This window comes from Planctopirus sp. SH287 (genome assembly GCF_056500625.1).
In genome coordinates, this window is record NZ_CM151403.1 from 1,545,417 (window position 1) to 1,569,692 (window position 24,276).

Here is a 24,276-nt window from a genome sequence, read left to right on the forward strand (position 1 = left end):
TCGGATCTCTTGATGATTCATCAAAAGATCCGACCGTTATTTTTTGAAGAGTTATGACTGCGGCAAAGTCCAACAAAATGAAAGACTGACAACACAAAATGATCAGTGAGAAATCGGTGGTGCAGCATCATCAACTTTGCTGGGCAGCCGATTCGCGATCTGAAGAAAGACGAGGAAACTGACCACAAGCAGCCCCGTCGAAACCCAGTAAGGCAGCCCGATATCGACCTTAATCAGTTGCAAACCAAGCAGCGGGCCACAGATCCGGGCCATCGCAGAGGCGCTTTGTCCCAATCCCAGCGTCCCCCCCTGCTCTGACTTCGTGGCTGATAAAGACAGCAATGACTGAAGTGAAGGTGTCGTTGCCGCAAATCCGATCACTGCCAGCGGCATCGCGATCCACAAGAGGACACGATTGTCGATCATTCCGAGAAGAGCCACTCCTGCCAGACCAATACCCATCAAAAAAATACCTGCAACGGCCATGCGAAATTCACCCACACGTGGCAGGAGTCGCCGCACCAATAACCCTTGAGCCAGCGTGAGAGTGATGCCCACAAACGCGAAAATAAAGAAATTGGAACGATCACCATATCCCAGCTGTTCCGTGAGAATGGCCAGTGTGGTCTCAAAAATCGAAAAGGCAAAAGTGGCAATAAAGCTGGTCAACAGGAGAATCACTGTTAATGGCTGGGATAAAGTCGACACCAGCCGTTGCCACAGAGAAGCGGCTTCCGTCGCATCCTGATGATTGGTTCGATCAGCCGCTTTGAGTGACTCAGGAAGGATGAACAATGCCGCCAGAAACGCGAGACCCGAGAGCGCGGCAGCCGCATAGGCGGGCGACGCAGCCGGAGCACGGCTTAAATCGTTAGAAACAAACATGGCTCCCAGCAATGGGCCAAACGTGAACCCCATGCCAAAGGCCGCGCCAATCAAGGCCATCCCTTTGCCACGTTCCTTTTTTCCCGTGCAATCGGCGATATAAGCCTGGGCCGTCGAGATGGTCGCTCCCGAAATGCCTGCACCACACCGCGTCACAAAGAGCCAGAAAAGCGGTGAGAAGCCCAGGATCGTTCCCTCAACGCCCCATTGCGTGACCAGACCAAACATCAGATAAAAGAATGCCGTGCTGGCCAGACCAAAAACCAGAACCGGCCGGCGACCAATTCGATCTGATAGCCGTCCCCAGAGGGGCGAAAAAAGAAACTGCATCGCCGAAAAACAGGCCGAAAGGGCTCCCAACTGGAAACCCGTCGCCTGGAAGTATTCGCCATAGCGCGGCAACAAAGGCAGCACAATCCCAAAGCCCAGCAGGTCGATAAAGACCGTCAGGAAAATGATCCCCAAGGCGCCTTGAGAGCTTTTACGAGAAGCCACAGGTTCAACAGCAGGTGGAGTCGTCATATTCAGGGCAGGCAATCAAAAGGGGAAGAAAATTCATACGGGCGGAGCGTAATCAGACGCACGATTCGATGCCACCACAGATGAGAAACTGACTGGTTGTCAGACGTCATTTCGTCCACAATTCACAAACCTTTTCAAGCTTGTGGCTGATACAAGCCTTCCTGCTTATGAACTTCGGAGAAGAATGACATGTCGGCCCGCTCCTCATCCTCAGCCGCCGCTTTATCCGCAGCTTTCAAAGAAGAGTGGGAGCTTGCTTCATTGCTTCCTCAGCCGGGAACTCCCGAATTCCAGCAGTCGCTGCAAAATGCAAAGGAGCAACTCGAGGGGCTTGTGACCAAACTCGCCGAGGCTCCCAGGCTGGAACCGTCTCATGCCATGGTCTGGCGCGGTTTGCTTCAACAATTTGAAGAACTGGAAACCACGTTGTCGGATCTCCGGTCGCATGTCGAGTGTTATTGTGCAGGTGACGCCACCAACGCCCAGTATCAACGAATTGAAGCCGAGTTGGCCGCATTGGCACCACTGCGAGAGCAGATTGCCACTGAAATTGAGCTGGCATTTCGTGAATTGTCAGATTCAGACTTTGAAGCGTTCGTTGCCACCGACCCCTGGATCAACGAGCGGACTTACGCCTGGAAATTGCGACGTCGGGCAGCTCGCATGCGGTTGCCAGAAGCCGAAGAAAGTCTTGCGAATCAACTGGCCGTTGATGGCTTGCATGCCTGGGGACGACTTTATGATCGGGTCTCCGGTGCCCTCAAGATCCAATTGCTGGAAAAGGGAAACGTTGTCGCCAAGTCGTGCAGTCAGGTGCAGTTTGACAGCCCTGATCGATCAGAACGTCAATCGAATTTCTTTGCGGCGGATGTCGCATGGAAGTCCATTGAACCCATCTGTGCCGAATCACTGAACCACCTGGCCGGAACCAGGCTATCGATCTATTCGAAACTTGGTGTCGAGGATCATCTGGTTTCGCCCCTTGTCTGGAATCGGATGAGCCGGGCCACGCTGGATCAGATGTGGCAGGTCGTCTCTGAGAAAAAATCGGTGCTGACTCGCTATTTGAAAGCCAAAGCCACGCTTCTGGGTGTCAAACAGTTGGCTTGGTATGACCTGACCGCCCCCCTTCCTCCCTTGCCGGGTCAGGCACCAGAGAAGCTGACATATCAACTCGCCTGCCAGCAGGTGGTGGAGGCCTTCCAGGAATTCAGCGGCGATCTCGCTTCTTTTACCACAATGGCACTGGCCGAGGGCTGGGTGGAAGCCGTCAATCGTGCCGGGAAGCGACAAGGCGCATTCTGCACCGGTTATCGGGCCGCCAGTCAATCCCGCATCTTTATGACTTTTACTGAAACAGCCGACAGCATGTCGACATTAGCGCATGAGTTGGGGCATGCCTATCATTCGTATGTACTGAAAGATCAACCCTATCTTTTGGCCGATTACCCGATGAATCTGGCGGAAACGGCTAGCACATTCGCCGAAGCCGTTCTGGCTGACTACCGAATGAAGCTGGCCGTCAAACCTTATGATAAGCTTTGCCAACTGGATGCGTCACTGGCTGATGGTGTTGCATTCCTGATGAACATCCATGCGAGATTCATTTTTGAAGATCGATTCCATCAAGCACGGCAACAGGGCGAACTCTCAGCAGATCAGTTGAGTGATTTGATGGTCAATGCCCAGAAAGAAGCCTATTTAGATTCCCTCGCGGAAGATGGCTGGAACCCACGATTCTGGGCTTCAAAGCTCCATTTCTATATTACAGGAATTCCGTTCTACAATTTCCCTTACACCTTTGGTTACCTGCTGTCTCTGGGACTGTTTTCCGACGGAAAAAGCCGAGGGGAGGCGTTTGCCAAAGACTTTGTCAAATTGCTGGAACTCTCCGGAGCGATGGACGCAGAAGACGCGGTCAAATCGTCGTTTGGTTATGACCTGACTCAGCCAGACTTCTGGTCGCGCAGTATTGATGTGCTGGCCGAGAAGGTTGAGGAATTTGAAAAGCTGACCGCTCAAATGACGGCTGGCTAATACGCATTTCAATTTTAAGGAAGCTGAAAACCGTGCGCCCGTAAGTGGCGCGCGGTTTCTATCAGAGGCAACCCAATAATTGCCGTTTGATCGGCGGAGTGGATTTCTTCAAAGAGCGCAATCCCCAGCGATTCCAGACGATAACTTCCCGCACAATCCCATGGCTGGTCGTGAGCAACGTATCGGGCAATTTCTTCCATCGATAACGGCCGCATGGTGAGCGTGGTTTTGTCAAAAAACACCTCACAACCCACTGGTGAAGAAATCGCCACAGCCGTCCAGAGGCAATGTGTCTTGCCCGCAAGTTGCCCTAGTTGTTGGGCTGCACGGGTAGATGTCATGGGCTTGTCGAGAACTTGCCCATCGACTTCAGCCACCTGATCACTCCCCACAACCACAGCATCGCGATGGTTCGACCAGACAGCTTGTGATTTGGCAATCGCCAGTTCACGAGCCAGTTCTAACGGTGGCAGTTTTTTCTGCTTCCACGCGGATTCATCGACGCCGGGGGACTCGCAGGTGAAAGGAATGGCCAGACGTTCAAGAAGCTCGCGACGATATTGGGAGGTGCTGGCCAGAATCAACCGGGGTGGCATCGTCATCAACAGGCCCTGGGGTTTGATAAGAAGGCGGAAATATGAGAGTGACCTGAAATCATCTTCTCAGGGAACGTTGACCAGTGCATTGTCAAAGCTTAAGAGCGGGGTTGAACAGGTAGTCAAGTCCGACAACAGAGGACGTTGCGGCGACATCAACCTGAAGACAAAGCCGTGACACGGCATTAAAAGTAACCACGTTCTGAGCTGGCATCATCGATCAGGCCGGGTTGCAGCCAACCGAAGGCACGAAGAATCAGAGACAAGAGAATCCCCCCTGTAACACCTCCCAGGTGTCCCCACCAGGTCATTGCCAACCATTGAGGATGTGTCACCGTGGCCAGCGCTCCCTGAAGCACAATCCAGACGATAAACAGATATTGTGCCGGGATATGAATTCGGCGGAACATCTTTCCAAACGGGGTCAGCGTGACAATTCGGGAGTTCGGGAAGATCACCAGATAAGCACCAAGAACTCCCCCTACCGCCCCTGAGGCTCCTATTGTGATCAATAGTGAATTGCTACTGATAAAGAGCACGAGCAGGCCGGAAAATAACCCACACAAAAGATAAAAACCAAGATACGCCACATGGCCAAAACGATCTTCGACATTATCGCCAAAGATGGCCAGAAACCAGAGATTCACCAGCAATTGAAGCCAGCCGGCATGGAGAAAAAGGCTCGTGATTAACGTTGCTAATGGGGGAATGGGCGATGGTTCAATGGTCAGGACAATCGGGACAGGTGCGAGATGGCCATCGTTGGACTCACCATCTCCTCTTGGGCCTTGCCGGGAACTGAATTCAGAGGGCGAAAGCGTCGCATGATAAGTTTGATTCCCCACAGTAATCCGGCGGGGAATCATCCCAAAGTCTTCAGCAAGCTTCAGCCCGCGATCAACCGCAAAGAACTGAACCAGAAAAATGGCCACACAAGCGGCAATAATCCCATAGTTGGTGACACAGAGCCTGCGGGCGACAATCGTGTCGTACAACGGAATCATAGGACGTGATCAACCTGCTTGATGGCGAAGAAAACGAACCGCAATGTGTTCGCAGGCCAATCGGCCATGTCCACATTTTCAAGGTGCTGAGATTCTCTGGGCAAGATGGCGAAGTGTAACAACTGGGAAGACTTTACCGCCAGAGTCGAATGGAGCTTCCACTTTGATTTGACCGGTTAAGCATGGTGTTGCGAACAAGCCAAAGCGCCATGCTTGCGGTATTCGTGCCATGCTTGCGGCTTTGAGGCAAGCATGCTTCCGCGAAGCCCTTAAAAGTTCATCGCATCAAGTGCGTTCCGTAGATTTCTCCAAATCTGAAAAACGCAATACGAAGTGTTTTGAATCGTGAGCTTTTCACTCTGTCAAATGGCAAGTCTGTTCAGTTTTTCTCTTTCATCATTTCGGCATCACTGGGCATGGTCTCATTCATCATCTTTTCCGACTCTGTGGCATTGGCGTCTTTGGGCGAACTCATTTCTTCCGTGGATGATGCTGGGGGAGATGACTTTGTCGATTTTGGTTTTGACTTCGTGACAGGCAAAGGTGCCGATGTAACCTTGGCCTGGAGTTGAATCGGCAGGACGGGTTCTTCACCAACTTTTCTCCCGACAATCGTAAAAGACTTCACGCCGTGAGGAATCAGAAACCAGAAGAGATCACCATCTTCTGCCACACATCGATAAGGAGTCGCATCGTTAGTGATCGCCGCAAGATGAAATCCCAGCGGCCCGACCAGATGTGTTAAAGCAAAAGAATCACGAAATGGAGCAATCTCATTGGGCTTTCCTTGTCCGGATAGCTGGCGGCCGTAAGCCTCCACAAAATCTTTGGCGGACGTTTCCAGCAATTCGCTGTGCGGTCTGGAAAGCCCCTTAAAATTCTGCTTGAAGTAGGCACGAACCGGAGAATTCTGAGGGATTTCAACTGCCACGAACTGCGTTTTTTGCCCTGGCTTTACTTGAATATCCAGATTGCCATCGGTGGAACCAATCGAAACTTCCATCATCGAACTGAGCAATGGCAAAGGAGACCGGACAAGGGCCATCAGCACCCGTTCGCGCAGAGACGCATCGACAGGAATGGAAGGCCCGCGAATCGTTGCCTGAAGTGGCAACGCCGGCGCGGTCGCAAAAGCACGCACCTGTTCATGAATCAGTGACCCCTGAGTCACCCACCAATAACCTGCCCCCCCCAGGACAAGCACACAGACACACGCAATCAGGCCAATAATCAAGGCAGGATTCGATTTTTTACGGCGAACCTTCACTGTGCGCGGCTGAGTTCTGGCAGACGTAAATGTCTTCTCAAATGGGTCGTTAAAACTGGTTGCCGCAGAGTCTAAAAAGCCAGGCACCTCCTCTGGGGGAGGGAGCGTTTTGCTGGTGGCAGGCACTTCTTCGCCGGTCGTGGCATCCAGCGATGCGAATTCCACCTCGAGTTCTGGCTCTTCCAATGGTTCAGGCGGGGGAATATCAGTGGCTACCGGCTTCGATTTCACTGGTGAAGTTGTGGAGATCGCCGGCGCTGGTGTCGTCACCGCCTGAGTGACGGGCGTTGTGGGATTGGCCGCTGGTTTTGTCGGTGTAGTCGCCGCTCTTTTTGCCGTGGGAGCTGGCGTTCTGGTTTCTGATGTTACAGCTTTAGGACGAACCGCCGCTGGCTTCGGTGAAGTTGCTGCGAGAGGAGCAGAGAAAGCTTCCGGAAATCCCTCGGGAACGATGGGTGCCACGGAAGGAGTCGCCGGAAGCGTTGACGCTTTCGGAACTTTGATTTTCTTACGGCACCGCGGGCAATTCCCCCCTCGTCCGCTATTGTTGTCAGGAACGCGAATGTGTGCATTGCAATGGCTGCACAAAAACTCGATCGGCATGCGAAAGACACCCGGCTGAGAAATCGTGTGAGTCGTTCAGGAAGCGCCTGTGGACGCCGCATAACAACAAGGGTAGCGTCCCAATGAACGAGTCGGGAGACCAGCAAGGTCAGAGATTTGACAATTTTTTATTCATTGCCAGAACATCTCAACCCGAGCGACAAATAGAAACGACTGCCAGCCAGATGGCCAATGAGAGATCCGGTAGCCAAAACCCGGGGCCGCTCAGCCACTGGGCACCAGTGAGGTTTCCCTCTGATCTGTCGCGTTCTGGGGGCGAAATAAAACAGACATCCCAGAACAAATGACGCCCATTCGCCGCCACACCGACCCGGAACCGGGCCTAAAACCGCAGTTCATGGGGAGCATAGAGTGGAAAATTGAACTGGAGCGGAAATTCCGTTTGGCCAGTGAGCAGTCGATTCCAGCGTAGCCGAGCCACACAGGTGGCGTGATCAGGAATTGGCTGGAGCGGCTTTAAGAGTAAAGCGGCACCATCAGTCCCAATCGATGCGGCGATTTTCGTTTGAATACCGGTCTGACGCTCTGTCGCCCATAACTCGAATTCAACTCGCCCCTCACGAAAGTCATTGGCCAGGAGATTTGGCGGGGTCTCTTCCGATGTTGTTGCTGAAATGGCACAGAGGTGAAACAACGCCGGACTTTGGGGCACATGTTCCGCACGAATAAACAGATAATTCGTGGGTTCTTCACGCGATGACCAGAGGCTGCCCACCTGCTGAAGTTGTGGAGCAAGCCACGGCGAGGCAAGCAACAGAAGACATGGGAGGAACCGGCCAAAATTCCACATGCGTTGGAACCTCCCCACTTCAGGCACAAGACAACAGCGAATTACCGAAAACGGCAATCAGCCTGTTCACTGGATACTGAACTTATCGGATGACGGGGATTTGGACAATACGACATTTCACAAAATGTTGGAATGTCGTGGCGGGTGTTGGAAACTCCTGAGATGACGCATGCAATGTTATTTGTTGATTTTCAGTGAATAGGCCACAAGCACGGAGGGCTTTTCACATCGCAAAATTTCTACAGGCGGCAATTTGGAAATCAACGACTTCGCCTACCTGTAAAATGGCGCAACTCATGTGATTAACCTGATGGAATCACATGAGTTAGCATCACTTGAGTCAGCGGAAAAAGCTTTCTGTTTGCGAACAGCTTTTTCAGCTGGCAGTCTTTTTCGTTGACTTTTTCGCCGTCTTCTTCTTGGCAGCCGCTTTCTTTTTGGGAGCAGCGTCCGCAGCAGGAGTGGCCACCTTTTTCACAGCGGCTTTCTTAGTCGCTTTCTTACCGCGACGGCCACCTGTCCCCCCGCCCTTCGCCGCCCGTTCATCCAGCAGTTGGACAGCCTCTTCTAAAGAGACCGAGTCAAGTTCCCGATCCTTGGGGATCGTGGCGTTGACTTTTCCATGCTTCACATAAGGGCCGTACCGTCCTTCAAAGACTTGAACCGGTTCGCCATCAACCGGATGCACACCCAGATCTTTGAGCGGGACAACGGGAACCCGGACTTTTGCCTGGGACAGAAGTTCCAGAGCACGTTCCATGGTCATCTTGAGGATGTCGTCAGTTTTATCTAACGACTTATAGGTCTTTTCATGCTGGACGTAAGGCCCGTACATGCCGATGCCAGCCTTGACGACCTTCCCCGTTTCGGGATGCTGCCCCAAAGTCTTCGGCAATTGGAGATAATCGAGGGCATCAGCCAGTTGAACCGTAGAAACGTCACGAGTTTTAGGGATCGAGACGCGGCGGGGCTTCACGCCGTCTTTCATTTCTCCCAATTGCAGATACGGGCCAAACGGGCCAATTAACAGATAGATTGGCAAGCCACTGTCCGGATCTGTTCCCAGCGATTGCGGCCCTTGACTCTTTTGCAGGATCAGCTTTTCCGCCAGCTCGTTAGAAAGATCGGCGGGAGCCACATCGTCAGGGATGGTGGCCGTGACTGGTTGTCCGTCTTTTTCCCCTTCAAAAAACGCACCAAACTTGCCCAGGCGAACTTTGGCCGTCACGCCATCAATATCCAGCGTGCAGGCTTCACGAGGATCAATCCCCGCTTCGTTCTGTTTGACCTGTTCATCCAGACCTGAATCGCCTGAGTAGAACAGTTTCAGGTAAGGCAGTCGCTCGGCTTGCCCGTTGGCAATATCGTCGAGATCCTGCTCCATTCGAGCCGTAAATTGCAGGTCAACCAGTCGGGAAAAGTTTTTCTCCAGGAGTTTTGTCACGGCCATTGCAGTAAACGTGGGAATCAGTTGGTTTCCCTGCTTACGGACATATCCACGATCCTGGACTGTCCCAATGATCGAGGCATAAGTACTGGGGCGGCCAATCCCTTCTTCTTCCAGAGTCTTGACCAGTGTCGCTTCCGTGAATCGGGCGGGGGGCTTGGTTTCATGGGCCACTGCCATGACATCCTTGCAATTTACCGTCTGATTCTTATCCAGAGGTGGAAGTGCGGCTTCGCTGTCTTCCAGTGCTCCTTCGGGATCATCATTCCCTTCAACGTAGGCTCGGAAAAAGCCCGCAAACTCCACATGTCGTCCCGTTGCCCGGAATTCGGCTTCCTGAGCTGTTAACGAGACCGTCTGGAATCGCAATTGAGCTTCTGCCATCTGGGTGGCGACCGTGCGCTTCCAGATCATGGCATAGAGGGCCCCTTCTCGCCCATTCAGTCCCAGTTCTTCGGCGGTTTTCATTTCAGTTCCAGCCGGGCGAATGGCTTCGTGAGCCTCCTGGGCCGATTTGGCCTTCGTGGTAAATTGCCGAACTTCCGAATGGAGATAGTCCTTCCCGTAGCGTGTGGTTACACAGGATCGAGAAGCGGAAATCGCTTCCTGCGACAAACTGACGCTGTCGGTACGCATGTAGGTGATGTAACCGTTTTCATAGAGCCGCTGGGCGACCTGCATCGTCTCGCGGGCCGAGAGGCTCAGCTTCCGGTTGGCCTCTTGCTGGAGTGTACTTGTTGTGAACGGTGGGTAGGGTTTGCGCGTTTGAAGTCGAGTTTCCACATTGGAAACCAGCCATTCCCTGGTGGATCGCAGCTTTTCCTGCAATGCGCGTGATTGATCCTCTCCCAGCAACAGGACATCGGCGTCGGTCTTGAGCTTGCCGGTTTTTTCGTCGAAATCGCGTCCCTGAGCCACCCGTTTGCCGCCAACAGCATGAAGGTTGGCTTCAAAGGTCGCCGCGGAAGCCGTCGTCAGGGCGGCTTTGAGATCCCAATAAGATCCTTTGCGAAACGCGAGTCGCTCAAGCTCACGACGAACGAGCACGCGCACTGCCACTGATTGCACGCGACCGGCCGAAAGGCGTGGCGCCACTTTTTTCCACAGGAGAGGGCTTAACCGGTAACCATAGAGCCGATCAACCACGCGCCGCGTTTCCTGAGCTTCCACCAGGTTTTGGTCGAGTTCTCGCGTATTGGCAATGGCTTTCTTGATGGCGTCTTTGGTGATTTCTGAAAACACCATCCGCTTGACAGGAACTTTGGGTTCCAGCAACTGCATCAGATGCCAGCCAATGCTTTCCCCTTCGCGGTCTTCGTCGGTTGCCAGAATGAGTTCAGCACAGGTTTTTAATGCGTCTTTGAGTTCCTTGACGGTTTTTTTCTTTTCTTTCGGAACCACATAGAGAGGCTCAAACCGCTGGTCAATGTTCACACCCAGCGTGGCCCAACTCTCTTTTTTCAGCTCGAGAGGCACCTCCGCTGCACCGGAAGGAAGATCACGCACATGACCCATGCTGGCCATCACGATGTAATCCTTCCCCAGATATTCGCCAATTTTGCGGGCCTTGGCAGGCGATTCGACGATCACGAGGGCTTTGTGTTGCTTCGCTGCCACGGAAAATACCTGACCTGGTTAAAGGAGCCGACGATAATTCAAAGTCCGTTTGCTGAAATCGCTTGCGGAAATTCTGACTACTGGGTTAGAAACCTCAAGAGTCCGGGTCGTGAAACTTGTGCGGGTTATGTGGGAGGCTAGAATGCGTGCCACCGATGGGCGTGATAAGGTGTGCACAGGTCAGGCTTCCCAATGCCAAGGCATAAGGAATTGTTCTGGCACATGTCAAGCGCTCACCTGATGGTTGACGTACAAAGGGTTTCACGTTCGACTGGCGGGGCAATGTGCGATTAATGTCCAGAATGTGGCTTCATCAACCCCAGTTCCTGGTCATTTGTAAGGGAAATGCAGCAACGCTCATCATTCAACAGGCCTTTTCACCCAGGATGATTGAGCAAAGACCGGGCAAATGAAGTCATTTCGGAAAATAGTTTGGATTGATGACATCCGTAAGTTTCTTTTCAGACAGAGAACAGCGAAGACAGGCATCTCGAAATCGTAGGTCGGCCTAAAACGGCTAGAATTCACCCGCATCAAGCAATTGACTGACATCAGGCAGAGGAAGCAGGCATGGCAGGATCGCCGTTTGACGTATTTCGACGGAATCAAAAGACGCTCATGGTCGCTGTCACTGGCATGGCCATGTTTTCTTTTATTTTCTTTGACCAGTCGGCTATGGGAAGTGGTCAACTTCCCATGACGCTCAGTGTGGCCCTGGTCGCTTTGATTTGCGGTGGTGGCCTCTGGTTTGTGGGCGCCCAGCGTGGCAAAGGAACCGAATATGGCTTGGGCGGTGCAGCCGTGGGAGCCATTTGCGCTTTTATTGGCCTCAGTTCGGTCAGCGGCGCGACGCCTCAAATCACGACCTCGATCAGGGATTACACTGACAACGACCTGATTGCTTTGCGGAATCGTCGTATCATCGCCGAACAATTTGTTCAGGCCGTGGTTGATCCCGCGATTCGTCAAAGAGAAGCGGCTGAATTCCAGAATGGATATTTTGGCTCGCTCGACCCCAACGAACTGGTGATGAAAGACATCTTCCTCGCCGAAGCCAAGCGGCTGCAAATCGTGGTCGACGACACCGCTGTTGATCGATTTATCCGTCGGATTTCCGATGAAAAACTGAGTGTCGAAGATTTCCGCAAGCAGATCCGTCGACTGGGGGTTGATGAAAGCCGCCTCTTTAATATTCTGCGGGAAGAACTGACAGCCAATCTCGCTGCTCGGATGCTCCGCCCGCCCGTGGCTCGTCAAGGAGCCATGACAACGCTCACCCCGACGCCTGACCAGTATTGGTCAGATTTTTCCAAGCTGAACGTTCAGGAAGAATTGCGTGTTTCGGCATTTCCGGTGGCTGCATTCCTGAGCGAGATTCCAGAACCTTCGGAAAGTGAACTCAACGCTTTCTTCCGTAAGTATCAAAATACGGCTCCTCTGAGCGATGGAACCCCAGGCTTCCTGCAGGCTCCTCGAGTCGCTTTGGGTTCGCTCGCCGCCGATTTTGAAGTCTTTGAACGAGAAGTGACTCGCCCGCTCGAAGATGAGTTAAAGCTCTACTACGAACAAAATAAGCAACAGTTTCGTGCCCGCACGCTGCCCGATGATTTGATTCATTCTCCCGAAGATAAAACGGGAGATAAAGTATCAGAGCCAGCCAGTGCACTGACTCCGACTAATCAGACTACTCAAGAAAAAGCGCCGGAACTTCCCGGGACACCTTCTGAAACGAAAACACCTTCGGAAACACCGGCTCCTGACAAAAAAGAACCGGCTCCCGCCACCCAGCCAGAGCCAGTAACTCAGCCAGAGCCAGCCGCCGAAGCTCCCAAGTCTGAAACTCCAGCAGCGACTCCACCCGAGTCCAAAGACTCCACCGCCCCAGCCGAAGCTGCACCTAAGCAGGAAACAGCCAGCAACGAGCAGGCTGCCGAGATTTCCTCCTGTGACGAACAGGAAACTCCTCCCGCTGCGGAATCAACTCCAGATTCCCCCGTGGCTGTCCCAACAACTCCAGCAGCAACAACACCAGCCACAGAAACTCCTGCTGCAACGCCCCCGGCTTCCGCTGAATCCACCAGTTCTCCATTGGTCGAGCAACCCAATGTCAACACGCCGTTGACGATTGATCCAGCCCTTCCCACAGGCACGGTTCTCCCAGGGGGGACTGCATCAATGATCGAAAAAGATGCGGTTCTTCCGTTTGAAGACGTTCGCTCACAGATTGAAGAAATTCTCTTGAAGCAGCGTGCATTTGCTGCCATGAGAAATGCCATTGGAAAAGCCAGCCCGGAAATCGAAGCGGCATTCCGACTTTACACACCGGCTGATGTCAGCAGTAATAAAGACCCCAAAGCCCAGGGTGATGATTCCAAGCGGGAAACTCTGGTCGCTGAAATTACCGCGAAGGTCAAGGAAATCGCCGAACGGTATCATCTGAAATACGAAGAGACCGCTCTGCTTTCCGAGCTGGAACTTCGAGCCAAGACCGCTGGTCACATCGGTGTGGCTTTGGAAACTTCACTCGACCCGAACAATTCGCGCCAGCCAGTCGCTGTGCACGAAGCGGCTTTCCTGGTCGACCCCTTCCGGGCACGCCTGGCAGAAGACCGCCATGTCAACCGTGACTTCATTTACTGGGTCATTGATAGCAAGCCAGCACGCGCCCCTGAACTCACTGAAGGAGCTGTCCGGGATCAGGTTGTTGCCGCCTGGAAACGCGATAAGGCTCGGGAGCTGGCACAAAAGCGAGTTGCGGAATTGGTCAAGCAGGCTCAGGAAAGCAAAAAGCCTCTGGCTGAGATCATCAAAGATCAGACCATCACCGGCAAGCCGGAATCACCGGCACTCACCTTGCGGGAAACGCCTGCGTTCAGCTGGATGACGACAGAAACCAGTGATCCTCAGATGGCTTTCTTCAAGATGTATCAGCGCCCTTCAATTTCCAATGTGACAGGGGTCACTGGTGCCGGTAACGATTTTATGAAGGTCGTTTTCCAGGATCTTTCTGTCGGTCAGGTAGGATCGGCTCCTAACGATGATCGTTCCATTTTCTACCTTGTCGAAGTCATGAATCGGGCAGGTCTTCCTGAAACTCCTCTGAAGTCATTAAATGAACTCCATAACGAATTTCTCAAGACGGCGTTTCTTTCAGAAGGCCCAATGATTGGTCTGCCGACGACGTATCAGTATCTGTCCGTCCCTGAAAGCATGGAGCTTCAGCGGCGCTGGTTTGAAGAATTCCGTCAGAAATACGATATCCAGTTCCCTGGTGGTGAAGTGGAGTTTGTCGAAGAGTAATAGCCTCAGCCGTCGCGTTGTTGCCCCCTCGATTTCAATCCTCGGGGGGGGGGCCTGACGTTTCTTGTCAAACTCGAATTCCTGCTCTCAGACATGTTAAACTCATCAATCTTGAGAACAACTGACTCAAACTGAATACGATTTAGCTCCAGGAGTCTATCTGAGAGCTTTCAAGTTCTTCTCCTCATAAGGGGAGCATGGGAAGTTTTTGATAGACACATCGGTTTGATCAGGCACTGTCAAAGGTTCTACAGAGTCTGCTAGAAAGACCCCGCTCATGGTGATATCCGCAGGACGTCAAGAGGGATCGCAGCCATCATTGTCTCCGAACTCATCCAGTTCACGAGTGATGATTGAAGCTCGGGGACTCAGTAAGTTTTACGGTTCATTTGCCGCCGCTCAAAATGTTTCATTCTCTGTCCCCGCAGGTCAGGTCTGTGCTTTTCTCGGCCCCAACGGTGCCGGGAAATCCACCACCATGAAAATGCTGACGGGATATCTGGCTCCCACCGAAGGGACGGCGTTTCTGGCCGGCCATGAAATGGAAACCGACCGGCTGGCAGCAGCTGCTTTGCTGGGATACCTTCCGGAAAATGGGCCGCTCTATCTGGAGATGACGCCTGAATCAATGCTCCGGTTCGCGGGGCAAACTCGCGGAATGGCGCCAGCTTTACTGAAGAGTCGGCTGGAATATGTTGCTACGCGATGTTCGCTGACGTCTGTGTGGCGAAAGTCCATTGCGAAGCTTTCCAAGGGCTATCGTCAGCGGGTGGGCATGGCGCAAGCCCTGCTCCACGATCCGCAAGTGCTTATTCTTGATGAGCCGACAAGTGGTCTTGATCCGAATCAGACGCACGATGTTCGCGAGCTGATTCTTAGCCTGTCGCAATCAAAGACAATTCTCCTGTCCACGCATATTCTGACCGAAGTGACAGCCGTTTGTTCTCATGTCGTGCTGATTAACGAAGGGCGGGTTGTCTTTGACGGAACTACGGCTGAAATGATGGGCACCTCAGACATGGAAACACGCTTCCGCCAACTGACCAGCGGTTCAAAATAGTGAGCAGTCGGGATGAACTTTCATCACTGCCATCGAAGGATTTTTCCAACAATCCATTGCTATCTGCCTTAGGTATGACAACGTTTTTTTAACAGACAACAACTTATTAACCCCGCGAATACTCAGGCAGTCATTTTTCAGAAATCGTCAAAAGACGTCTCGCGTACGATTTCCAAAGAACGAACTGTCCTGCCAGTAACCACGTTGAGGTGCTCGGCCATATGATTCGTGCTCATGTCGTCCTCTCCGTCTTCCAACGCAATTTCTGGAGCTATTTCTCTGGTGCGATTGGCTACCTCTTCATCATCGTCTTCGTGGCGGCTGGTGCCTGGTTTGCCTTTAATGACCAGTTCTTTACCTATAATCAGGCGAACCTGGCACAACTGAATCTCTACTTTCCTCAGTTGCTGCTGTTCGTGGTGCCCGCCATCACAATGAGTGTCTGGTCAGAAGAGCGCAAGCTCGGGACGGATGAACTGCTCTTTACGCTGCCGGTTTCTGATACAGAGGTGCTGCTAGGGAAATACCTGGCGGTAATCGGTGTCTATTCCGTCACGTTGCTATTCTCGCTGACCCATTGCCTGGTTCTTGTCATGATCGGCAGTCCAGACCTCTGGCAACTGGCTGCGAATTATTTGGGATTCTGGCTGGCGGGATGCGCCCTGCTGAGTGCCGGGATGCTGGCTTCTTATTTAACCAGCAGTGCAACAGTGGCTTTTATCATTGGCCTGGTGTTGTGCCTGCCTGCCATCTTCGCCATGAATCTGTCAATTCCTTCCCCGCTATCCGGAATTTTCGGGAACGAGATTTCCCTGGAAGCTTTTGGAATCCCTTACCATTTCCGTCCTTTCGGTAACGGGATCGTTCGTTTCTCCTCGCTGGTCTACTTTGTTTCGTTTATCGTATTGATGCTGTACATCAACCGAGTCCTCATTGGCTACCGTCATTGGTCTGGCGGTCGTCACGGATCGACGATGGGGCTTCAATACCTTGTACGAACATTGGCTCTGGCCGTGATTCTGCTCTCGGTCAACGTGGTGCTTGCCAACGTCAATTTTGCCTTCGACTTCACCAACGAGAAGCTCTACACCATTTCGGAAACCACCCGAAAGACGCTCACCTCGCTGAGTGCCGATCGCCCTGTCACAATTCAGGCTTTCATCAGTCGGCATGTCCCGCGCGAATATGCTCCTGTCCGAACGTCGTTGATTGGACTGCTCAGCCAGTACGAGCAGACAGGACGCGGAAAACTCTCGGTTCGTATTGTCGATGTCGAGCCATTCAGTGAAGCGGCCGAAGAAGCCAAAGCCTTCGGAATTGAAGCTCGCAAAGTGCAGTCAGAACGTGGTGGCCGCATCCAGATGGATGATGTCTACCTGGGGGCCGTGATCAATAGTGGTGCCAATGAAGTGGTCATCCCCTTCTTTGATGTCTCACTTCCCATTGAATATGAGCTGACTCGCTCGATTCAAACGGTGTCAGAAAAGAAACGCCGAACAATCGGGATACTGGAAACAGAAGCCAAACTCACCGGCGGCTTTGATATGCAGAGTTTCCGCAGTTCGCCGGAATGGCGGATCGTGACGGAACTCAAGAAGCAATACAACGTAGAGGCTGTCTCGCCAGCTTCTGCCATCGATGACAAGAAGTTCGATGTGCTGATTGCTGTTTTGCCCTCTTCGTTGACAACGCCCGAGATGGGAAATCTGGTGGACTATGTCCGCAAGGGCCGCCCAACCCTGATTTTTGATGACCCGATTCCTGCAACGAATGTGGAACTGGCCCCACGCCAGCCGCGTCCCCGTGCGGGAGGAGGCATGATGGGGATGAACCCGCCCGGCGAGCCAAAAGCCGATGGGGGAAAAGCCACGTCCCTTGTTAACCTTCTGGGAATCCAATGGAACTTCGATGAAGTGGTCTTTGACAATACGATCAAAGTGCTGCACCCGGAATTCTCGGACGTTGTCCGACCCGAAATTGTGGCCATCAGCACCAAGAGCGGCATCAAGAACGCCTTTTCCGAAGTCAGCCCTATTACCAGTGGCTTGCAGGAAGTGCTCCTCTTCTTCTCGGGCACCATTCGCAAACGCGATAAAGCCAATGTCAAAATCACGCCTCTGATGCAGACTGGCCCTGATTCCGGTCTGATTGGCTGGAGTGACCTCATTCGTCCCGGCTTCTTTGGCGGTGGTCTGCAGATCGTTGAAGACCCACCCCGCATTAAGGACGAGTACTCTCATATTGTCGCTTGCCAGATTGAAGGAGACACCAAAGCGGGTGGGCCACCGATCAATGTGATTTATGTGGCAGATACCGACCTGATCGCTGACTGGTTCTTTTCTGTTCGCGAGCGGCGGATGCTCAATCTGGATCTCGATAACGTCACATTTGTTTTGAATGCCGTGGATTTGCTGGCAGATGACAAGACGTTTATTGAATTAAGAAAACGTCGTGCCAAAGCCCGAACTCTGGCAGGCGTGGAACGACAGACATCCCGCTTCGTCAAAGAACGCTCGGATGAGCAGCAGAAGGCCAATGAAGAAGCCAAAACCGCGCTGGATGAAGCGAAGGAACGGTTGAAAACCGAAGTGGAAAAAATTCGCAAAGACGATTCACTGGATGACATTGCCAAATTGCAGGCTCTTTCGATCGCCCAGGAAAACGAAACCCGTCGCGTCCAGGTGACGGAAAGCAACATCGAGCAAGTTAAACAGGCCAAACTGGAGAAAATTCAGCGGGAGACAGATCGTCAGATCCGTCGCGTCGAGCAGAGCTTTTTCCGCATGGCCTTCCTGCTTGCGATCATCCCGCCGGCAATGCTCGGGCTGTTTGTCCTGCTCTTCCGGATCAGAAACGAACAGCAAGACATCAGTCCGTCACGAAGAACCCCGGTTAAGCATTAAAAGCCAGGTACCTTGAGAGAGATTCGGTGTGATCGACTCTCACTCACTTGTTATTTCCCGTGTCCTGAATGACTCCAGCCACCAGCCTTTTGCCGCATTCTTCCGGCAAGAGGCTCAAGGCAAACGAGCAAATCCACATAGATTGCAGCAAGGTTTCTCCCATGCGTGAAACACAACGAACTCTCATTTTTGCCGGCGTGGCTGTGGTCGCTCTGATCGCCGCCTTGATGGCAGGGCCAGCCACACCGAAACCACCAAAGGAATACGATGTCGTTGGGAAGGAGTTCTTTCCGAACTTCACCAATCCCAACGATGCCAAAGCCCTGGAGGTTGTCTCCTACGATAAAGACACCGCCGAAGCGCGAGTCTTCGTGGTGGACTTCAAAGATGGTGCCTGGCGCATTCCATCCCGGCACAACTACCCGGCTGATGGTAAGGATCGACTGGCGAAAACAGCTGCTTCTGTCATAGGCATCAAACGAGAGAATTTGATCAGTCGTCAGGCGTCGCTATATAGCGAATTCGATGTCATTGATCCTTTGAGCGAAGACTCCACTCAACTCACAGGACGTGGGCAACGCATTACACTGAAAGATGGCGATGGAAAAGTTCTCGCCTCGTATGTCGTTGGCAAGGCGGTGCCGGGGCGGAGCGGACAGTTTTATGTTCGTCCGCTGGATTCCAACGACAAAAATGTCTACGCCGCCAAGTTGAACATGAATCTTTCAACTCGCTTCACAGACTGGATCGAGCCAGATCTTCTGAAGCTTGATCCAACTAGACTCGATACGATTACTATCGATAAATACACGGTGGATGAAGTCCGCGGCCGGATTACTGGGAAGGATGTCAACCAGTTGCACCGTGATGGCCCGAATGATCCCTGGACTCTGGCAAACATCAATCCTGCGACAGAGCAGGTCAATGAAGAAGAAGTCGGCAAGCTCGTTAAAGCCCTCGGCGATATGAAAATCGTCGGCGTTCGCCCGAAGCCCGCCCGGTTGAGCCGTGATCTCAAAGTGGCCAAGGGGATTAAACTCGACGCCAATACGCTGGCCGATCTTTCCATGAGCGGCTTCTTTCCCATCAAGGATGAAGATGGCGGCATGGAGATCTATTCCAAAGAAGGGGATCTCGCTGCCATCACCGATCAGGGCGTGGTCTATATGCTCCGCTTTGGTAATGTTTTTAGTGGCACCGAGGAAGAAATCGAATTCGGTTTTGCGAATCAGCCAGACGGAGAGAAACCTGACGGAGAGAAACCTGACGGAGAGAAACCCGGCGATGCAACTAAAGAGGCAGAGGCTGACAAAAAGTCAGATTCGGCAAAAAGTCGTAACCGTTATCTCTTTGTTATGGCCCATTTTAATCCCGAAGCGCTTGGCCCTCAGCCCGCACCACCTGTTGAGCCGAAGCCTTTTGTGATGCCCGAAGGAAATGTGTCCACAACCGACAACACTGCCGCAAGTGATGGCCCGGCGAGCGCTGCAACCCCTGCAAACGCGACAAAAAATGAGGGCGAAATCACCGCAGCGAAACAAGCCGCTGCGGAAGCCCAGGCGCGTTATCTTGAGGCCTCGCGCAAGTACAAGGACGATCTCCGCGACTGGGAAGACCGCAAGCTTGAAGGTGAACGTCAAGTCAAACAGCTCAATGAACGTTTTGCCGACTGGTACTATGTCATCAGTGCCGACAGCTTCGACGCCCTGCAACTGGGACGAAAATCTTTGGTTAAACCCAAGACCGAAGAAGCACCTCCGACAGGCAACTCGGGATTGAATCCCGCTTTTCCCGCTCCTCCCGTACCGACTATTCCACAGATTCCACAATAACTGCCGATTGAGCACCAAGACATATTTCAAGGATGCTGGCCACTGTTCATTGTAGATCCAGTGAATGATTCGTGGTTCGTCTGAAGGATGAGCTTACAGGAGAAAACGGGGAACAAGCCCCTCTCATCCAGAGATCCAGTGAATGATGAAGTCGGCGGTATTTGCCGATGAGGCCTGTTTTAGTGTGTGGGTACAAATCCTCACTTGGCCTGATCGTTCTAAAATCGAAAACAGAGTGCGTTTCAGTTCTGCCGATAGTTCCGAATGACGGGCTGCCGCCGCAAATGGGCGTGGGTAACCCGTAAAACGGGGGCCAGAACATGCAACGTCGTTCATTCCTTCATTTGTCGCTGGGAGCGATTGCCAGCCAGCCTCTGTTGGGTTCTCTGCTTTCTGCGGCAGAACCTCTCAAAATCGAATGGTACACATCGCTGAAACAGGCGCATGTTCAAGCCATCGCACGGCAAAAGCCCCTATTGATCATCTTTGGCGCCAGTTGGTGCGGCTACTGTCATAAACTGGAAAAAGAGACCCTGGGCGATAAGAAACTCGCTCAGTTCGTGCTTCGCGAGTTCGTCCCGGTGAAACTGGATTTTGATAAAGACGATAAGGCGGCAAAAATCCTCGAAGTCGAGAACTTGCCAGCCACCGTTGTTATTAACACCGAGGCTGAGCTTCTTGCTCGATCGACGGGTTTTTATGTTGCCGACAAGTATACAGAAATACTCCAGTCAGCGCTCCGTCGCCAATCGGAAATTCTCCAGGCCCGGCACACCACTGCCGCAAGACCGTCGTAATCGCCAAAGCTGGCTCAATGGTTGTTACCAACCGTTGCTTCAAGCGAGTTGACCCGGGATAACAACGTTTTCTTGCGGTACAGCGATTCCCCGGTCACGAAACGGGCAATTTCTTATTGAGAGATGTACGAAATCGTCATAACCTGACAATATCACGTTTGCGGTTCGCGGCCCCTTATGGGATGATCCGAAGACGCCGTGGAAAGGCGACCAGTTTGAGCGCAGCGTACTGCGTTCCTGCGATGTCTTCCGGCTTTTCAATGGACTGCGAGCAAACATGACAAATAAGCCAAAACGACCACTAGCGAGCGATGATGACTCCTGGGGTAAGCTGGCATCGGATCTGTTCGGGATAGAATTTGGTGTGGATGATGAACTGGATTTGCCAGATCCGGATGAATTGAATGAATCCGCACCTGTCGCAGCCAAAGCTGCGGATGAACCCGTGACAATGACCGCACCAACTGTGGTTGAACCAACACCGCGTGCGACAAGTTCTCGATCTCAAGCGGTTGCTTCCGATGAGTTTGGGGGAGACCTCTTCGGAGGCGATCTACTCGACGATGAACCGGAAGACGATACGCTTGAAGACGATGTACTTGAAGATGATGAGATTCAGGAAGTCGTCTCTGCCTCGACGGATTTTGATGACGCCGATGACGAAGTGGAAGTCGAGAAGCAGTTCCCGATGACCGTTGCCGAACAGGGTGACGACTATTGGGATGCTCTGGAAAGCTGGAACTGGGAAGAGTCACCCAGTCGCTCGCGTGAAGGTCGTCCTCAAGATCTCTTAAAGACTCTTGAGGCAGAAGTTGCCCAGCACTCCCGGCATGCCCGTGATCGTGCTGAAGCTCCTGCTCCACGTGGCCGATCCCGTGAAGCCGTGAGTGCTCCTTCTTCATCACCAGAAAAGTCTTCTTCGCCACGTTCTGGCCAGGAAGCACGCACCAGCCAGGAAGGTGGGAGGCCACGTCGGCGCGATGATGCCGGTGGTCGTGAACGTGCTGGCCGTGAACGGACAGGACGTGATCGGACTGTCGCCACAGAAGAACGTACGTCCCGCCCCGAAAGTCCCCGGGCTGAAAATCCCCGTCCCGAACATGCCCGGGCTGATCAGCCCCGCGAAGAAAATCGTTCCCGTCGTGGCCCACGAGAACGCGGACAGGATCGTCGTCCGGAACACCGCCCAGAACAACGTCCAGAGCATCGGGCCGTTGCGGCATCCCAGGAAGTACGCACTGACGACTTCGGCTTTGGTTTAGGGGCAACAGCCGAAGAGCGTCCCGCACCAGCCTCACGTCGTCCCATTAAGTCAGCCCCACCGGCAAGGCGTCCTGCCCCGCCGGTTGATGATTTTGCTGGAGACATTTTTGAGTCCACTTCGGATGAAATCGACGACGTCGCATTCGTCTCTGAAGACGCCGAAGAATTTGAAGGCGAAGAGGCTGTTGAAGACGGTGAAGATCGTCCCCGTCGTCGCCGCCGCCGCCGTCGCCGCCGTTCGGGGCCACGGCCTGCTGAAACCACCGGGGAATCGACAATTGGCGAAGAGTTCGGTATCGATAGCGATGAATTGGAAGAAGACATCGCAGAAAGCCATGCTCCCAAGTCTGAGCTGACGACACGCGATGTGGTTTCTCGCGAGCCATCGCCGCGTCGGGCTGAGCGACCACGTCGTGATGAACCACGCCGCGATGAGCCACGATCCGGTGTTCGTGAAGGTGCTGAACGACAGCGGCCTCCCCGCGGTGAAAGAACTCGTCCCTCAGCGGCACGCAGCGACTCACCCCGCCCTGCCCGTGTCCCTCAGGAAATCGGTGACCGTGACAATGAGTTCGTGGATGAACCACGCAGTCGTTCAAGGCGTCCTGTCACTGATGAAAACTATTCCGAGCGATCACCTCGTGATCTGGAAGTTCCTCCTTCTCGCCGGCCAACACCTGTTGCACAACAGGCTGTGGAAGATACATCGCCCGATCCCATCACACCCGCGAACTATGACGACATTCCCACTTGGGAAGAAGCCATTGGTTTGCTGGTGAAAACTCCTGTCGGTGAACGGACGCCACGCCCACCACGACGAGATGATCGGCCACGACGATAGTCGTTCGATTGGATCGTGGATTTTTTGAATTTCCATTCAACCTGCGGCCAGCTGACAGCAACTGGTCGCAGGTTTTTTCATCATGCAGCGACCCTATGACAACGTCATTCCCATCACTTGCGATTCTTCCCTCTTCTGCCTCGGAGGAAGGCTGTTGCCCGTCAGCAGGTATCGACCAGACACCTCAGGCGGCTCTCGAAACTGAGTCATCTCATCGGACATGCCGGCTGGTCACGCTTGGGTGTAAAGTGAATCAGTACGAAACCCAGCAGGTGCGCGAGGCTCTTGCCAAGTCTGGTTACCGTGAAGCGGCTGATCATGAAATTGCCGATTTGTGCTTTGTCAATACCTGCACTGTGACCGCCAACGGAGAATCTCGCTCGCGGCAAGTAGTCAGGCAACTGGCAAAGGCCAATCCCGGCACTCGCACCATTGTGGTTGGCTGTGGGGCCACACGTGCCCCTGACGATTTTCGTAAATTGCCATCGGTCTTTGACGTCGTGACTGACCGGAGAGAACTCCCCGACGTTTTGCAGCGTTACGGGGTGATCGATTTTCCTCGTGGCATTGAGCGTTTTGAAGGTCGTAAGCGGGCATACGTCAAGATTCAGGATGGTTGTGTTCTGCGTTGCACCTATTGCATCATTCCGCAAGTGCGCCCCAATCTGATCAGCCGGGAACCTGAAGTCATCGAGCAGGAAGTACGGCGACTGATCGAAAATGGTTGCCAGGAAATTGTGATGACTGGCGTCCATATCGGGCATTATGGAGTTGATCTGCACCGCAGAGCACCAAACCAGCCTCGCATACGTCTTTGGCACCTGCTTGACCGGCTCGACAAGATTCCTGGGCATTGGCGGATGCGGCTTTCCAGCATTGAAGCCGCTGAAATGCCTGCGGAATTTATTGAGTGTGCGGCCTCCAGCGAGCACCTGTGCCCACAGTTTCATCCGGCCCTTCAAAGTGGTTCCGATGCAGTGCTGAACCGGATGCGAAGACGCTACACACGGGAAAAATTTCTCCATGTGATTGATCAGCTTAAGCACCGATTACCCCGTCCGGGTTTTTCCACCGATGTGATCGTGGGCTTTCCGGGTGAAACCGACGCTGAGTTTGAAGAAACCATGACTCTGTGCCAGGAAGTCGGCTTTACCAAAATACACGGTTTTTCTTTTAGTGCCCGTGCAGGGACAGTCGCTGCAACACTGCCTGGACGTGTGCATGGTGATGTCATTGATGCCCGCCTGGCTCAATTGAGAGAGCTGGAATCCAGGCTTTCACAATCATTCTGTGAATCACTGATTGGCACACAGACGGAAGTGATGGTGGAAGGAATTCACCCCACCCGTGAGGGGTATGTGGTTGGAACCGATCGCCGCTACTGTCAGGCGCTCATTCCTGGAAGTGCGGCAGATTTGGGGAGTCTGAGAGAATCGTTGGTGATTGGCGCTTTAGAAGGTATGCTGATTGGTGAATGATATCTGGGGAGTG

The 24,276-nt window shown here is 53.0% G+C and carries 14 protein-coding genes; 8 read left to right on the forward strand and 6 right to left on the reverse strand.

Going from position 1 to position 24,276, the window contains the following annotated elements; genetic code table 11:
- Nucleotides 1-102 precede the first annotated feature (102 nt).
- A complete protein-coding gene (locus SH287x_RS05820; protein ID WP_479517587.1) occupies nt 103-1,407 on the reverse strand; it encodes an MFS transporter in 1,305 nt (434 codons plus the stop codon).
- A 189-nt stretch (nt 1,408-1,596) separates the two neighbouring features.
- Between SH287x_RS05820 and SH287x_RS05825 the strand changes: the two genes are divergently transcribed.
- The gene (locus SH287x_RS05825) at nt 1,597-3,444 is read left to right on the forward strand and encodes a M3 family oligoendopeptidase (protein WP_479517589.1); all 1,848 of its coding nucleotides are present in this window, start codon (nt 1,597-1,599) and stop codon (nt 3,442-3,444) included.
- Nucleotides 3,445-3,458: 14 nt separating this feature from the next.
- Here the strand turns inward: SH287x_RS05825 and SH287x_RS05830 are convergent, their stop codons facing one another.
- From SH287x_RS05830 to topA, 5 genes are all read right to left on the reverse strand, one after another.
- The gene (locus tag SH287x_RS05830) at nt 3,459-4,046 is read right to left on the reverse strand and encodes a Maf family protein (protein ID WP_479517591.1); all 588 of its coding nucleotides are present in this window, start codon (nt 4,044-4,046) and stop codon (nt 3,459-3,461) included.
- Nucleotides 4,047-4,225: 179 nt separating this feature from the next.
- Entirely contained in the window at nt 4,226-5,044 is an 819-nt protein-coding gene (locus SH287x_RS05835; RefSeq protein WP_479517593.1) for a rhomboid family intramembrane serine protease, read from the reverse strand.
- A 379-nt stretch (nt 5,045-5,423) separates the two neighbouring features.
- The gene (locus SH287x_RS05840) at nt 5,424-6,914 is read right to left on the reverse strand and encodes a hypothetical protein (RefSeq protein WP_479517595.1); all 1,491 of its coding nucleotides are present in this window, start codon (nt 6,912-6,914) and stop codon (nt 5,424-5,426) included.
- Nucleotides 6,915-7,257: 343 nt separating this feature from the next.
- The gene (locus SH287x_RS05845; protein WP_479517597.1) at nt 7,258-7,725 is read right to left on the reverse strand and encodes a hypothetical protein; all 468 of its coding nucleotides are present in this window, start codon (nt 7,723-7,725) and stop codon (nt 7,258-7,260) included.
- A 376-nt stretch (nt 7,726-8,101) separates the two neighbouring features.
- Entirely contained in the window at nt 8,102-10,789 is a 2,688-nt protein-coding gene (topA, locus tag SH287x_RS05850; protein WP_479517599.1) for a type I DNA topoisomerase, read from the reverse strand.
- Nucleotides 10,790-11,359: 570 nt separating this feature from the next.
- Between topA and SH287x_RS05855 the strand changes: the two genes are divergently transcribed.
- The 7 genes from SH287x_RS05855 to mtaB all read left to right on the forward strand — a co-directional run bounded on the left by SH287x_RS05855 (nt 11,360) and on the right by mtaB (nt 24,263).
- Entirely contained in the window at nt 11,360-14,089 is a 2,730-nt protein-coding gene (locus SH287x_RS05855) for a hypothetical protein (protein ID WP_479517601.1), read from the forward strand.
- A gap of 277 nt (nt 14,090-14,366) precedes the next feature.
- Nucleotides 14,367-15,149 carry an ABC transporter ATP-binding protein gene (locus SH287x_RS05860; RefSeq protein WP_479517603.1) on the forward strand — a complete coding sequence of 261 codons (783 nt, stop codon included), beginning with the start codon at nt 14,367-14,369 and terminating at the stop codon, nt 15,147-15,149.
- 221 nt (nt 15,150-15,370) lie between these two features.
- On the forward strand, nt 15,371-18,052 hold the full coding sequence (locus tag SH287x_RS05865) for a Gldg family protein (protein ID WP_479517605.1): 2,682 nt from the start codon (nt 15,371-15,373) through the stop codon (nt 18,050-18,052).
- Nucleotides 18,053-18,213: 161 nt separating this feature from the next.
- Nucleotides 18,214-19,884, forward strand: a complete 1,671-nt coding sequence (locus tag SH287x_RS05870) for a DUF4340 domain-containing protein (RefSeq protein ID WP_479517607.1) — start codon at nt 18,214-18,216, stop codon at nt 19,882-19,884.
- Nucleotides 19,885-20,204: 320 nt separating this feature from the next.
- Nucleotides 20,205-20,681 (forward strand): thioredoxin family protein, encoded by a 477-nt coding sequence (locus tag SH287x_RS05875; protein ID WP_479517609.1) that lies wholly within the window; start codon nt 20,205-20,207, stop codon nt 20,679-20,681.
- A 277-nt stretch (nt 20,682-20,958) separates the two neighbouring features.
- Nucleotides 20,959-22,785: a hypothetical protein gene (locus SH287x_RS05880; protein WP_479517611.1), complete on the forward strand. Its 1,827-nt coding sequence runs from the start codon at nt 20,959-20,961 to the stop codon at nt 22,783-22,785.
- A 95-nt stretch (nt 22,786-22,880) separates the two neighbouring features.
- Nucleotides 22,881-24,263, forward strand: a complete 1,383-nt coding sequence (gene mtaB / locus SH287x_RS05885) for a tRNA (N(6)-L-threonylcarbamoyladenosine(37)-C(2))-methylthiotransferase MtaB (protein WP_479517613.1) — start codon at nt 22,881-22,883, stop codon at nt 24,261-24,263.
- The last annotated feature ends 13 nt before the right edge of the window (nt 24,264-24,276 follow it).

Bases quoted from the DNA above. Each gene is read 5' to 3' on its own strand.
- SH287x_RS05860 (WP_479517603.1), top strand. From the start codon at position 14,367: ATGGTGATATCCGCAGGACGTCAAGAGGGATCGCAGCCATCATTGTCT.
- mtaB (WP_479517613.1), top strand. From the start codon at position 22,881: ATGACAACGTCATTCCCATCACTTGCGATTCTTCCCTCTTCTGCCTCG.
- SH287x_RS05870 (WP_479517607.1), top strand. From the start codon at position 18,214: ATGCGTGAAACACAACGAACTCTCATTTTTGCCGGCGTGGCTGTGGTC.
- SH287x_RS05865 (WP_479517605.1), top strand. From the start codon at position 15,371: ATGATTCGTGCTCATGTCGTCCTCTCCGTCTTCCAACGCAATTTCTGG.
- SH287x_RS05830 (WP_479517591.1), bottom strand. From the start codon at position 4,046: ATGACGATGCCACCCCGGTTGATTCTGGCCAGCACCTCCCAATATCGT.
- SH287x_RS05845 (WP_479517597.1), bottom strand. From the start codon at position 7,725: ATGTGGAATTTTGGCCGGTTCCTCCCATGTCTTCTGTTGCTTGCCTCG.
- SH287x_RS05835 (WP_479517593.1), bottom strand. From the start codon at position 5,044: ATGATTCCGTTGTACGACACGATTGTCGCCCGCAGGCTCTGTGTCACC.
- SH287x_RS05820 (WP_479517587.1), bottom strand. From the start codon at position 1,407: ATGACGACTCCACCTGCTGTTGAACCTGTGGCTTCTCGTAAAAGCTCT.
- SH287x_RS05880 (WP_479517611.1), top strand. From the start codon at position 20,959: ATGACAAATAAGCCAAAACGACCACTAGCGAGCGATGATGACTCCTGG.
- SH287x_RS05875 (WP_479517609.1), top strand. From the start codon at position 20,205: ATGCAACGTCGTTCATTCCTTCATTTGTCGCTGGGAGCGATTGCCAGC.
- SH287x_RS05840 (WP_479517595.1), bottom strand. From the start codon at position 6,914: ATGCCGATCGAGTTTTTGTGCAGCCATTGCAATGCACACATTCGCGTT.
- SH287x_RS05825 (WP_479517589.1), top strand. From the start codon at position 1,597: ATGTCGGCCCGCTCCTCATCCTCAGCCGCCGCTTTATCCGCAGCTTTC.
- SH287x_RS05855 (WP_479517601.1), top strand. From the start codon at position 11,360: ATGGCAGGATCGCCGTTTGACGTATTTCGACGGAATCAAAAGACGCTC.